The sequence below is a fragment of the Pseudalgibacter alginicilyticus genome (assembly GCF_001310225.1).
In the GTDB taxonomy this organism is placed as follows: domain Bacteria; phylum Bacteroidota; class Bacteroidia; order Flavobacteriales; family Flavobacteriaceae; genus Pseudalgibacter; species Pseudalgibacter alginicilyticus.
The window spans coordinates 3,929,465-3,941,964 of sequence record NZ_CP012898.1 but is presented as its reverse complement, the minus strand read 5'-3'; the positions used below and the strand labels follow the sequence as shown (position 1 = coordinate 3,941,964).

Genomic DNA, 12,500 nt, shown 5'->3' with positions numbered 1-12,500 from the left:
AAAATGTTAAAATTTTATCTTTTTTGAGATTTTTTAAGGATTTGAAGGTGGGTGTTTTTTACCTGATTTTTTGTAGTTTCCATATCTATATTTTCAATAACATAGTCTGATAACTTTACTTTCTCTTCGTCTGTCCATTGATTGGCCATAATAGCTTCAATTTTTTTAACGGTTGTAGTATCTCGCTCTAACAGTCGCTTAATTCTCAATGATTTGGGAGCTACCACAGTAACCACTACATCACAATTCTTATACCCATCATTTTCAAATAAAATAGCAACTTCTTTAATAACATAAGGACTATTTTGTTTTAATAACCATTTATTAAAATGTCTGGCAACACGCGGATGTACAATGGCATTCATTTTTTCTAAATAACTTTTGTCATTAAAAATAATATCAGCTAAAAACGGGCGGTTTAATTCATTATCAATATACGCTTCTTCCCCAAAAAGAGTAATAAGTTTTCGTTTAATGGTTTTAGATGTACGCATCAATTTTTTTGCTTCATCATCAGCAATATAAACAGGAATACCTAAAGCAAAAAATGCTTTGGCTACTGTTGTTTTTCCACTACCAATACCCCCTGTCAACCCTACTACCATCATTCTTTTATAATAAATTCTATTCGTTGTTCATTCAGTCTAGCATTTTTTACAGCTTTTGGCTCTTTCACTAATTTTGGAACTAAAAATGATTGCGATTGTGACACATTACCAAAATCACACTCCACTTTAAAATCTTTAGGTGTTATACCCTTAAAATTATCCAAACTAGTATAAAAAGTTACATTTACTGTTTTAGGAAAATAATTTAAAGACAATCCCTCTGGAATATTTAAGATATTAATTGGAAGTTTTAAAACCCCCTCTGTAAATCGTTCTACATTTGCTTTTAATAAAACTGATTTATCTGAAAATTTCAATTCGTTGTTTTTTTGAGGCAGTTTTAAAGCCACCCACTTCTTGATTTCTCCTTTAACGTCATTTAATGTTAATAATTCTGTTTCTATATGTTTTATTTTAGTGACTATTTCTTCAGCTCCAATAACAACCACAGAATCGGGGTTTGTTTCTAAATCATCAAAAACATCAAATCCAGGACTAAATTGAATATTCGAATTAAGAATTACAGGCACCTTTTTAACCATATTATTATCGTAATTAAACAATAAAGTGTCTGGAGAAATGTTCAATATTTCTTCCTGTTTACCAAATTGGGTATTATTTAAATAAACTTTTGATTTTTGCCAGATAAATTTAGTAGGCGTTTTACTTACTTCTTCGGCAAAATCAATTGTAATTGTCGGCTGTTTTAAATAATATTTAAGCCAGCCAAATCCATGTGTTTTTAATGTAATATGTAGATTAGCATCTGCATCATTTAAAATAACCACTTCATCTGGAACATGAATTTTATTTATCTTAAAAACAATGGTATTGGTGTATTGCTTTGATAATTTAGTAAAAATTAAAATTGTAAATGACAATAGTAAAAACAGTAAAAACACATTGATTTTACCTTTCTCAAACTCCCTAATTATTTTAGATTTTAATATTTTTATCATACTATTTAAAAAATAACTTAGGAAAATGTTTCTCTGGTACTTTCTTTAAAACATTTACTGCTATGGTAGCTTTAATAAAGCCATAACCATACCCCAAAAACTGTATCCCAATAGCCAACAAAGAATATAAAGCTACAATAATGCTTTTGGTTGAGAACAAAGCCAATATAAAAGCTGCGAAAAAATAAAATACATACAGCAGAAATAAGATTTTAAAATTCAAAAAGTATAATACCAATCCTAATATAAAACCCAAACAAAACAAGGTTGGAAACCAATAGGTGATTTTTTTAGTTTCTGGATGCCATGCATTTAATATCGGACGGACCAATCCAAACTTATAAACTTGTGTATAGAATTTAGACCATGAAATACGTCGTTTATGATATACAAAAGCCTCTGGAATTAACTTAATACTAAAGCCTAATTTTTTTAATCTGATAGACAAATCGGGATCTTCTCCTGGATGAATAACACCAAAACCTTTGGAAGCCATAAAGGCTGTTTTTGAAATACCCATATTAAAACTTCTGGGCTGAAATTCGTCTACACTCTTTTTATTCCCTCTGATACCGCCTGTGGTTATAAAAGAAGTCATGGAAAAATTAATGGCTTTTTGAATATTTGAAAACGATTGATGTGCAGCATCTGGACCTCCAAAACAATCTACATATTCAACATTCAAACTCTTAACAACTTCTGTCAAATAATTATCAGGAAGTATACAATCACTATCTAAAATAATAAAATAATTACTCCTTGCTTTTTGCATCCCAAAATTTCTAGAATCACCAGGTCCTGAATTGGGTTTGAAATAATAAGATATATTTAATTGTGAATTGAATTGTTCAACAATACTTTTTGACGGAATTGAAGAACCATCTTCAACAATCACTATTTCATATTCCACATTCGTTTTTAAAGCTTCAAAACTCTGCAAGAGCTCATGTACTTCGTCTGGACGGTTAAATACGGGTATAATGAATGAAAACTGTAATTGCATAGCACAAATGTAACAAAAAAGCCACCGTTTTACGGGTGGCTCATCTTTCAATATTATAAAATATTTTATTCTTCTTTCATAAACGTTTCCATTACAGCTGTACTTACTCCCATATTACTAAAACCACCATCATGGAATAAGTTTTGCAAAGTAACACGCTTTGTTAAATCACTAAATAAAGACACTGTATAGTTTGCACAATCTAAAGCTGTAGCGTTACCAAGTGGCGACATTTTATCCGCATAAGCAATAAACCCATCAAAACCTTTTACTCCACTACCAGCAGTTGTTGGTGTTGGAGACTGTGAAATGGTATTGACTCTTACTTTTTTATCTCTACCGAAAAAATATCCAAAACTACGGGCTACGCTTTCTAAATAAGCTTTATTATCAGCCATATCATTATAATCTGGAAACACACGCTGCGCAGCCATATAGGATAAAGCAACTATGCTTCCCCATTCATTCATTGCATCAGCTTTATAAAGTGTTTGCATAACTTTATGGAAAGACATTGCCGAAACATCAGTTCCTTTTTGAGTCCAATCATAATTTTGATTGGTATAATGATTGCCTTTTCTAACATTAATAGACATTCCTATAGAATGTAATACAAAATCAATTTTTCCACCTAAAATCTCCATAGATTTTTCAACTAAATTCTGTAAATCTTCAACAGAAGTAGCATCTGCAGGAATAATTTGAGAACCTGTTTTTTCAGCCAATTCATTAATTTGTCCCATTCGCATCGCTACCGGTGCATTGGTTAAAACAAATGTACCGCCCTCTTCATGAACACGTTCGGCAGTTTTCCAAGCAATTGAATTTTCATCCAATGCTCCAAAAATGATTCCTTTTTTTCCTTTTAATAAATTATATGACATATTTTTTGGTTTGTTTATTTGCTATTTAGCGTTCAAAGATACTAATTAATTCAATAATTCTTTTGCATGAGCAATAGCTGAATCTGACATTTCAATACCACCAAGCATTTGTGCTATTTCCACAATACGCTCATCGTGATTTAACTTAATTAAATTAGTTTGTGTTACCTCATTAACATCCTCTTTAAACACTTTAAAATGTGAATGTCCTTTGGCTGCAATCTGTGGTAAATGAGTTATAGAAAACACTTGCATAGTTTGACTCATTTCCAACATAATATCACCCATTTTATTCGATATTTCACCTGAAACCCCTGTGTCAATTTCATCAAACATAATAGTAGGCAACTGAATATATTTTGCTAATACAGATTTGATTGCTAACATAATTCTTGATAGTTCACCACCCGAAGCTGCTTTTTTTAACTCATTAAAATTCCCACCCTTATTTGCTGAAAATAAAAATGATAAGACATCTTTTCCATTTGACTGAAAATGATCACTTACTGTTAAATCTATTTTAAACTGAGCATTTGGCATTCCTAAGCCTTCTAAAATTGTTTCTAATTGTCCTGAAAGTTGAGGAATGGCTTTGGAACGTTTGTCATGAATGTTTTTTGAAATGGTATTTAGAACTGCAACTTTTTCATCAATTTCAGTTTGCTTTTTTTGAATTGAAGTGTCTAAATTTTCAGTTACTGCAACTTTTTCATCCAAATCATTTTTAATTTGAATTAACTCGGAAATATCACTCACTGTATGTTTGTGCATCAAGTTATTGAGCACTTGCAACTTGGCATTAACCAGTTCCAACCTCTTTGGGTCGGCTTCCAAATTTTCTTGAAGAACATCCAATTCGCCAAAAACATCATCCATTTCAATGAGACTGCTCTGTACCCGTTGAAATAAATCATCATATTTTGGTGAATACTCTTTTAACTTTTGAAGGTTGTTTTTTAACTCTGTTAATGTTGGTAGTACCCCTATTTGCTCATCACTTAATAGTTGGTACGACATAGACAACTTTTCTTTTATCGCCTCCACATTATTCAAAGTTTCATGCTCTTCTTCTAATTGTTCCAATTCACCTGCAACCAAATTAGCTTCTAATAATTCATTTAATAAAAACGAATTATAATCATGCTCTTTTACAGCTTCAGCTTGAAAATTTAAAAGCTCATTAAGTTCTTTTTGAAGGGATTTATATTTTTTGAATTCTGATTTATAATTTTGAAGAATTTCTTCATTATCTGCTAAAGCATCAATAATCTGAAATTGAAAATCATTACTAACCACTTGCAAGGTCTGATGCTGCGAATGTATATCAATTAAACGCTCTCCCAAAAGCTGTAAACTACTTAAATTGACAGGAGAGTCATTTACAAAAGCTCTAGATTTTCCTGATGGCAAAATTTCCCGACGAATGATCGTATTAGATTCATAATCTAAATCTTCAGCTTCAAAAAGTGATTTCAAATTGTAATTTGAAACATCAAAAACTGCCTCAATAATACATTTCTGTGAGGTATCTTTTAAACTACTTAAATCGGCACGTTTACCAAGAATTAAAGATAACCCACCAAGTAAAATAGATTTTCCTGCACCTGTTTCTCCAGTAATAATAGATAAGCCATTATTGAAACCTACTTGAAGGTTATCAATTAAGGCGTAATTTTTTATGGTTAATGAGGTTAGCATTTTTTGAATTCGTTTTCTATTTCAATTTTAAATAAGCCCTTTGAATTTCTATATGATGATATTTTAAAACTTAATGTTTTGCCATTTTGCTGAGTGCATTGGAGCTACTTTTTGAAGATTTTCTTTAACTTTGGCAATATTCACGTTAGGACCATCAGAAAAAACCTGCTCAATTTCATCTGCTTTAGCATCAAAAAAAGTACGCAATAAAAAAGAATTTGGTCTGCGACTATTCATAGTTACAAACTGATTTAGAGATGCTGCAATATTTTCTTTTCCTGCTTTTGGATTATCACTCATAACATCCAATCCTTCTCTGTGATAAGTATACATAACATCTTTAAATTCTTTGAATGTTGGAGACAAAATATTATCAATTAATACAAATCTGCTTTGCAATCCGTCAGACAATTTCCAACCCTTATAATTTTCTTGCTGTGAATAATTTACAATTGTTTGTGCCTGATTAAAATAAGGATCACCGCCGCCTTTAGCAAATGATTCTGCATCTAAAGCAAGAATTATATATACATGATAAGCAATGACCGAAACCAAATTAGATTCGTATTGATTCGGACTAAAACTTAAATTTTGAAATTCTAAGTATCTAAAAGAAAAATCTTTATCATTAATATTATAAATAGGCGTTGAATATGAAGAACCATACACAGGTCGCGTAGATTGAACCTGAATAGTTCCTGAAAAAGACTCCCCACTATATTCAGTAATACTAATAACCATATTACAATTGATACGTTCTTGAGCAGCAAAAGTTCTATTGGTCCATTTGGTATTGTTTAAAAATTCATTAAGTTGTTTTTCTAAAGTTTTAAAAACCTGAATATTTTCATCACCCGTTTGTCTAGCATTCACGACCACGTTGCCATTCAGTTCTTGTGAAAAACCAATAACATTAAAACACAATAAAAAGATTGTTACAATATTACGCATCAATTTGTTTTATAATTTCTAACAATAAATCGTTGGCAACAGCAGCTTTTGACTTTAACGGATATTCAGTTATAAACTCTTTTGCATCAATAAAAGTAACCTTATTAGTTTCTGTCTTAAAACCAGCACCTTTATCGTTCAACGAATTTAAAACAATTAAATTTAAATTCTTCTTTTTTAGTTTGTCTTTAGCATTTTCAAGCTCATTATTCGTTTCTAAAGCAAAACCAACTAAAAATTGATGTTTTTTAATAGTCCCTAATGAGGCTAAAATATCCTTTGTTTTCTCTAACTCTATTGTTAACGCAGATTCTTTCTTTTTTATTTTTTGAGCAGCAATTTGTTTTGGTTTAAAATCAGCAACTGCGGCTGATAGTATAGCCACATCAGTTTCCGGAAAATATTTATGAGCTTCATGGTACATATCTTCTGCACTAACAACCGGAATAACTTGTATTAAACCATGCGTTACTTTTTGATGTGTAGGTCCGCTAATTAAAACAACTTCGGCTCCTAAATTTGCTGCTGATTTAGCTATTTCAAACCCCATTTTCCCACTAGAATGATTTCCTATAAATCTTACCGGGTCTATCGCCTCATAGGTAGGACCTGCAGTTATCAATACTTTTTTTCCACGAAGCGGTAGTTTATCTAAAATATCGTTTTCTAAAAAACTAAGTATATCTTCTGGCTCCGCCATTCTTCCTTCTCCTACCAAACCACTTGCTAATTCTCCACTCGTTGCAGGAATCATAATATTTCCATAGCTTTTTAAAACATTAAAAGACTTATGTGTACTTTCATGTTTATACATATCCAAATCCATCGTAGGAGCAAAATACACAGGACATTTAGCAGATAAATACGTTGCTAAAAGGAGATTGTCACAAACTCCATTTGCCATTTTAGACAAGGTATTTGCTGTAGCTGGTGCTATAATAAATATATCTGCCCATAAGCCTAAATCTACATGACTATTCCAAACGGAGTTATCATCATCTTCATTTGTGAAAGATGAATATACCGGATTTTTTGAAAGGGTTGATAAGGTTAAAGGTGTTACAAATTCCTTAGAAGTTGGCGTCATAACCACTTTTACGTGTGCGCCAGCTTTAACAAATAACCTTACAAGTGAAGCTGTTTTATAAGCGGCAATACCAGCACTAACGCCTAATAGTATATTTTTGCCGCTTATTATTGACATTTGTAAAAGTATTACTGATTATCTTCTTCAGTATTTCTGAAGTAAATTTTGTCAGTTAGCCATTCCTGAACTGCTAATGCATGAGGTTTAGGCAATTTTTCATAAAATTTAGAAACTTCAATTTGCTCTTTGTTTTCAAAAATCTCTTCAAGACTGTCGTTGTAAGTTGCAAATTCTTCTAACTTATCAATCAATTCTTTTTTAATTTCAGTATTGATTTGTTCTGCACGTCTAGAAATAATAGAAATAGCCTCATAAATATTTTCAGTTGGCTCATCAATTTGATTTCTATCGTAAGTCATGGTGTTAACCGGAGCATTGGTTTTTTTTAAATCCATTGTTATTATATATTATCTTTAGTGCTATATGCTTTTAATGCGTTTTCTATTTCTAAGGCCATTTGGTCTACCTCTTCCATAAATTCTGAACTGGTATACGACTTCTTAAAACCTTCGTAATATTCTTTAGCCGTTTCTAAACGATCTTTCTTTAAATGTACAATACCATTTAAAGTCTTTTTGTATTCTATACTATTTATAGCCAATTTATATGCCGAGTCCAATCTGTAAAACAATACTTTTTCCCTTAATGATGATCCTGGAAAATCAAAAAGAAAATTGTCGAATGATTTTATAGAAGCTGGATAATCGGATATGTGATTATATTGCTTGGCTATACCATAAGCTTTTTGTTCTAACTTAAAATCTAACTCCCTAACCAATTTACTAGCTTCATCAAGGTATTCTGATTTTGGATATACATTAATAAACTCTTGAAGTTTTTCAATAGCGTCCTTTGTATCTGTTTGGTCTTTTGTATATACTGGTGATAGCATATAATAACTTTTTGCTGCTAAAAAAGCTGCTTCTTCAGCCTTTTCACTTTTTGGATAACTAGAAGCAAAACGCTCAAATTGATAACCAGCTACATAATAATCTCTCATTTTATAAAATGAATTAGAATATAAGTACATTAACTTTTCTGCTTGGGGTTTTCCTCTATAATTAGGAACAATTTGAGCAAAAAGTTTATTAGCCTTAGCATAGTCTTCGTTATTGTAAAACTCTTCACCCATTTTAAATTTAGAAGCAATATCTTCAGACTTTAAAACCTTTTGATACTCACTACAAGAACTTAAAACGATGAGTGTTAGTAATATGTAAAAAAATTTATTCATGTATTTAAAACAGTTTGCGAAATTAAGCTATTAAAATGGATTTAAAAAATATTATTTTAATGCTAAAGTAATTGTTGAAATCATGTTACTTATAGGTTTAAGTAATATTTAACATTAGTAAAACGCCTTAACAAAACTGTTTATTTTGCTTTTAAGTTGATTTGTAGCTGGCACCAATGGCAATCTCACAGTATCTTGGCTTAAATTTAAAGCTTCAAAAACAGCTTTAATTCCAGAGGGATTATTTTCTTCAAAAATATAACCAATAACATCCATTAATTTAAAATGAATGCTGTATGCTGTTTTTGCATCTCCCTTTAGTCCTAATCGAATCATATCAGAAAATGCTTTTGGAAACGCTTGACCAATTACAGAAATAACTCCAGCTCCTCCTGCTAACACAATACCTAATGCCAAATCATCATCACCAGAGATAATTAAAAAATCTTCCGGTTTATTTTTTATCAACTCTAAATATTGCGACACATTATTTCCTGCCTCTTTAACACCTACTATATTTTTAAAATCATTTGCCAGCCTTAAAGTAGTTTCAACTTCAATATTTTTAGAGGTTCTGCCTGGTACATTATACAAAATAATATCTACAGGACTGGCTTCCGAAATAGCTTTAAAATGCTGATAAATACCTTCTTGGGTAGGTTTACTATAATATGGAGAAACAGACAAAATAGCATCAATGTTGTTTAAATCTGTTGTTTTTATTTCTTCTATTACTTGAGTGGTATTATTGCCTCCAATTCCTAAAACCAATGGTAAACGGCCGTTGTTAGTTTCAGATATAATTTTAACAACGTCTATTTTTTCTTGTTTTGTTAAAGTAGCACTTTCGCCAGTTGTCCCACATATTACTAAATAGTCGGTACCATTATCAATATTAAAATTGACAATGTTTATTAATGCGTCACGGTCAATAGTTAAATCTGATTTAAACGGTGTAACTAACGCCACGCCAGTGCCTAAAAATTTACTGCTCATTTTTAATTTTATTTAATATCATTAAGTATTTTAAAAGCTCTCCGCTAAATACTTCAAATTCTTTTATATCGGTTTTAATAATCAAATCATTTAAACGGGTATCTGTTTGCAGATTACCTATTTTAAATTTTGCTTTAGATGAAGCTGTAAGTAACTTCAATTCTAAATTTTCATGTGTATAATAACTAATCAACGCATCAAACTTGGTATTTAAAAACGCTTGCAATTCTACATTTTTTATATACCCTCTCCAGCCAAAATCCTTTGGATTAAAACATAAATCCCAAGAATTAAATTCATCTTTTTCATTAGATGAAAAAGCTATTACTTTTAAATTATTAGGATGCACTTTTAAATCTGAAGCTATGGCTCTAAATAAATCAAAATCAGCTAATTCATCAACATTCAAAATAATTCCTAAACTTTCAATTTTGCCATCCATTACATCAACTTTACGTTTAGACAACAAATTGTTTAAATATTTTTTATTTGAATTCTCCTTAAAAGCCCTTAAAATCATTTACCTTTAAACTTTCCGCAAAGGTACTAAAAGTAGAATCAAATTATAGATTTTAAATATGAGGTTTACACATTTAATTATTTTGTTAAATATGCTTGTTTTTTTAAGTTGTAAGCAACAGAAATTGAACATCATAAAGATTGAAGGCAAACAAATTTCGATTAATGATAGCATACGTTCTAATTCTGAAATTGATGCTTTTATAAAACCATTTAGAGAACATATCGAAAAAGATCTGGATAGTGTCTTGGCTTACGCTGTGGGTACTTACTCTAAAACCGACGGCAAATTTAATACTGCAATTGGCAATTTAATGGCTGATATTGTTTTTGAAGAAAGCAATCCTATTTTCAATAAAAGAACTGGACATAATATTGATTTTGTTTTATTAAATCATGGTGGTATTCGCTCCATTATATCCAAAGGAAATGTATCTACCAGAACAGCTTATTCTGTTATGCCTTTTGAAAATAGCATCGTGGTAGTTGGCTTAAAAGGAAGTAAAATAAATGATATTATTAATTATTTAATAGCTTCAAAAAGGGCACATCCATTTTCAAGTCAGTTACAATTAACAATAGACAATGATTATAATGCCATAGAAGTATTAGTTAATGGAACGCCTATTAACAACTCTAAAACCTATTACATTGCTACAAGCGACTATTTATATAATATGGGTGATGGCATGACTTTTTTCCAACCCAACGAAGGCGCTTTTCCTTTGGACTATAAAATACGAAATGCACTAATTGATAACTTTAAGAAAGTAGATACTATTAATCCAGTGATTGACAACCGTTACACCCAAACCCCGTAAGTTTATATATCATGAAACGCAGACAATTTATACAACAAGTATCAGCAGGAACAACCTTAATGGCTTTAGGTCATTTTGGATTACAATCTTTTTCTACAGTTAAAACCACTAAAATCACCATTCTTCACACCAACGATGTACATAGTCATATTGATGCTTTTAGCCCTGAAGATGGTAGAAACGCTAATAAAGGCGGTGTAGCTAGACGTGCAAGCTTAATAGAATCTATTAGAAATGAAAATCCAAATACCTTATTATTAGATGCTGGTGATATTTTTCAAGGCACCCCTTATTTTAATTATTATGGCGGCGAATTGGAATTTAAACTTATGAGTAAATTAAAATATGATGCTGCAACAATTGGAAATCATGATTTCGACAATGGTATAGATGGATTGTATGCACAATTTCCTCATAAAAAGTTTGAGTTTGTAATTTCAAATTATGATTTTTCAAATACAATTTTAGATACACATACTAAACCTTATCATATATATATAAAGGATGGTATCAAAATTGGCGTGTTCGGTTTAGGAATTGAATTAAAAAACTTAGTAGATAGCAAGCTTTACAAAGAAACCAAATATCATAATCCCGTTGAAATAGCTCAAGATATGTCCAGAATTCTTAAAGAAGAAAAACAATGCGATTTAGTAATTTGTCTTTCACATCTTGGTTATTATTACAAAAATAATTCACAAAAAATAAGCGATATTACACTGGCATCTAAAACAAAAAACATCGATTTAATTATTGGAGGACATACCCATACTTTTTTATCAAAACCAACAGTTGTTAAAAATATTTTAGAAAAAGAAATATTAGTAAACCAAGTAGGCTGTTATGGCCTTAATCTTGGAAAGATTGATTTTTATTTTGACACTAACAAAAATAAAGTTTACAATGGTACTTCAATTATTGTTTAAGCCCATTAAATTTTCAGAAGGCAGAGTCCGTTTTTCCTTTACTTCCTTTTTAATTAAACTAAATTCTACAAAGTAGTTAAATAAAAAGAAAATACCAAGGGCATGTGAAACGTTTTCTAATAATACCAAACGCCCATCGTATATATAATACACAGTTACATAATTAATAATATCTGAAAATAAAAAACACATAGACAATATTAAAAATAAAATAGAAAGCTTTGATTCCTTAGTTAAATAGACTGCAAATGACACAAACAACAAAACAATGAGTGCTGCACTTTTTAAGGCAAAAACAAGTACCTCTGCACTATCTGTTATAATTGTTTTTAATAGACTGTATAGAATAAACAAAAAATACGCATTAATCAGCATTATTAATAATAAATACACACCAACAACTTTATCAATTTTTAATAAATTAATTTCAGATATAATAATAACAATCAAACAGATGTAACTTATAAAATACAAGAAGTTAGATATTTTTTCTAAATCAATATTACTAACAAAAACAAAAGCTGCATCCCCTAAAAATGAACTAAGCAAAAATAAAGCAAAAATAAAATTTGAAAGCTTATTCTTAAGAAAGAAAAATATTAAAAAAACAGGTACAAATAAGGTTTTTACAGATTCTGATACCACAACATCATTACTAATAACAGCTAAAATATTTAAGGCTATTAGCAACAATAAAGCGATAAAAAACACTTTATTAAAACTGATTTCAAACCATTTTTTCAAATTAATAGTA

Annotated in this window: 14 protein-coding genes; 2 read left to right on the top strand and 12 right to left on the bottom strand. The window is 30.3% G+C overall.

Going from position 1 to position 12,500, the window contains the following annotated elements; genetic code table 11:
- Positions 1-14: 14 nt before the first annotated feature.
- From coaE to APS56_RS16365, 11 genes are all read right to left on the bottom strand, one after another.
- A complete protein-coding gene (coaE, locus tag APS56_RS16415; protein ID WP_054730922.1) occupies positions 15-608 on the bottom strand; it encodes a dephospho-CoA kinase in 594 nt (197 codons plus the stop codon).
- Positions 605-1,567, bottom strand: a complete 963-nt coding sequence (locus tag APS56_RS16410) for a CdaR family protein (protein WP_236778439.1) — start codon at positions 1,565-1,567, stop codon at positions 605-607. Before APS56_RS16410 ends, coaE begins: the two co-directional genes overlap by 4 nt.
- A gap of 1 nt (position 1,568) precedes the next feature.
- Positions 1,569-2,570, bottom strand: a complete 1,002-nt coding sequence (locus tag APS56_RS16405; protein ID WP_054730919.1) for a glycosyltransferase family 2 protein — start codon at positions 2,568-2,570, stop codon at positions 1,569-1,571.
- 65 nt (positions 2,571-2,635) lie between these two features.
- The gene (locus APS56_RS16400; RefSeq protein WP_054730916.1) at positions 2,636-3,454 is read right to left on the bottom strand and encodes an enoyl-ACP reductase FabI; all 819 of its coding nucleotides are present in this window, start codon (positions 3,452-3,454) and stop codon (positions 2,636-2,638) included.
- 45 nt (positions 3,455-3,499) lie between these two features.
- Positions 3,500-5,152 carry a DNA repair protein RecN gene (recN, locus tag APS56_RS16395; RefSeq protein WP_054730914.1) on the bottom strand — a complete coding sequence of 551 codons (1,653 nt, stop codon included), beginning with the start codon at positions 5,150-5,152 and terminating at the stop codon, positions 3,500-3,502.
- 63 nt (positions 5,153-5,215) lie between these two features.
- Entirely contained in the window at positions 5,216-6,103 is an 888-nt protein-coding gene (porD, locus tag APS56_RS16390) for a type IX secretion system protein PorD (RefSeq protein WP_054730911.1), read from the bottom strand.
- Positions 6,096-7,307, bottom strand: a complete 1,212-nt coding sequence (gene coaBC, locus APS56_RS16385; protein WP_054730908.1) for a bifunctional phosphopantothenoylcysteine decarboxylase/phosphopantothenate--cysteine ligase CoaBC — start codon at positions 7,305-7,307, stop codon at positions 6,096-6,098. Before coaBC ends, porD begins: the two co-directional genes overlap by 8 nt.
- An 11-nt stretch (positions 7,308-7,318) precedes the next feature.
- Positions 7,319-7,645, bottom strand: a complete 327-nt coding sequence (locus tag APS56_RS16380; RefSeq protein WP_054730905.1) for a DNA-directed RNA polymerase subunit omega — start codon at positions 7,643-7,645, stop codon at positions 7,319-7,321.
- Between the two features lie 5 nt (positions 7,646-7,650).
- Complete coding sequence (locus APS56_RS16375) at positions 7,651-8,484, bottom strand: outer membrane protein assembly factor BamD (protein ID WP_054730903.1); 834 nt, start codon at positions 8,482-8,484, stop codon at positions 7,651-7,653.
- A gap of 114 nt (positions 8,485-8,598) precedes the next feature.
- The gene (dapA, locus tag APS56_RS16370) at positions 8,599-9,480 is read right to left on the bottom strand and encodes a 4-hydroxy-tetrahydrodipicolinate synthase (RefSeq protein ID WP_054730900.1); all 882 of its coding nucleotides are present in this window, start codon (positions 9,478-9,480) and stop codon (positions 8,599-8,601) included.
- Entirely contained in the window at positions 9,470-10,000 is a 531-nt protein-coding gene (locus APS56_RS16365; RefSeq protein WP_054730897.1) for a DUF6913 domain-containing protein, read from the bottom strand. Before APS56_RS16365 ends, dapA begins: the two co-directional genes overlap by 11 nt.
- Positions 10,001-10,124: 124 nt before the next feature.
- Here APS56_RS16365 and APS56_RS16360 point away from each other — a divergent pair, with 124 nt between their 5' ends.
- A complete protein-coding gene (locus APS56_RS16360; RefSeq protein ID WP_349267630.1) occupies positions 10,125-10,820 on the top strand; it encodes a 5'-nucleotidase C-terminal domain-containing protein in 696 nt (231 codons plus the stop codon).
- 11 nt (positions 10,821-10,831) lie between these two features.
- Positions 10,832-11,746: a bifunctional metallophosphatase/5'-nucleotidase gene (locus APS56_RS16355; RefSeq protein WP_054730891.1), complete on the top strand. Its 915-nt coding sequence runs from the start codon at positions 10,832-10,834 to the stop codon at positions 11,744-11,746.
- Here the strand turns inward: APS56_RS16355 and APS56_RS16350 are convergent.
- Positions 11,732-12,490 (bottom strand): hypothetical protein, encoded by a 759-nt coding sequence (locus tag APS56_RS16350; protein ID WP_054730888.1) that lies wholly within the window; start codon positions 12,488-12,490, stop codon positions 11,732-11,734. The two genes, APS56_RS16355 and APS56_RS16350, sit on opposite strands and share 15 nt — an antisense overlap.
- Positions 12,491-12,500: the final 10 nt, after the last annotated feature.

Excerpts from the sequence above, each read along its gene's own strand:
- APS56_RS16400 (WP_054730916.1), bottom strand. The coding sequence starts at position 3,454 with ATGTCATATAATTTATTAAAAGGAAAAAAAGGAATCATTTTTGGAGCA.
- recN (WP_054730914.1), bottom strand. The coding sequence starts at position 5,152 with ATGCTAACCTCATTAACCATAAAAAATTACGCCTTAATTGATAACCTT.
- porD (WP_054730911.1), bottom strand. The coding sequence starts at position 6,103 with ATGCGTAATATTGTAACAATCTTTTTATTGTGTTTTAATGTTATTGGT.
- APS56_RS16355 (WP_054730891.1), top strand. The coding sequence starts at position 10,832 with ATGAAACGCAGACAATTTATACAACAAGTATCAGCAGGAACAACCTTA.
- APS56_RS16375 (WP_054730903.1), bottom strand. The coding sequence starts at position 8,484 with ATGAATAAATTTTTTTACATATTACTAACACTCATCGTTTTAAGTTCT.
- dapA (WP_054730900.1), bottom strand. The coding sequence starts at position 9,480 with ATGAGCAGTAAATTTTTAGGCACTGGCGTGGCGTTAGTTACACCGTTT.
- coaBC (WP_054730908.1), bottom strand. The coding sequence starts at position 7,307 with ATGTCAATAATAAGCGGCAAAAATATACTATTAGGCGTTAGTGCTGGT.
- coaE (WP_054730922.1), bottom strand. The coding sequence starts at position 608 with ATGATGGTAGTAGGGTTGACAGGGGGTATTGGTAGTGGAAAAACAACA.
- APS56_RS16405 (WP_054730919.1), bottom strand. The coding sequence starts at position 2,570 with ATGCAATTACAGTTTTCATTCATTATACCCGTATTTAACCGTCCAGAC.
- APS56_RS16380 (WP_054730905.1), bottom strand. The coding sequence starts at position 7,645 with ATGGATTTAAAAAAAACCAATGCTCCGGTTAACACCATGACTTACGAT.
- APS56_RS16365 (WP_054730897.1), bottom strand. The coding sequence starts at position 10,000 with ATGATTTTAAGGGCTTTTAAGGAGAATTCAAATAAAAAATATTTAAAC.
- APS56_RS16410 (WP_236778439.1), bottom strand. The coding sequence starts at position 1,567 with ATGATAAAAATATTAAAATCTAAAATAATTAGGGAGTTTGAGAAAGGT.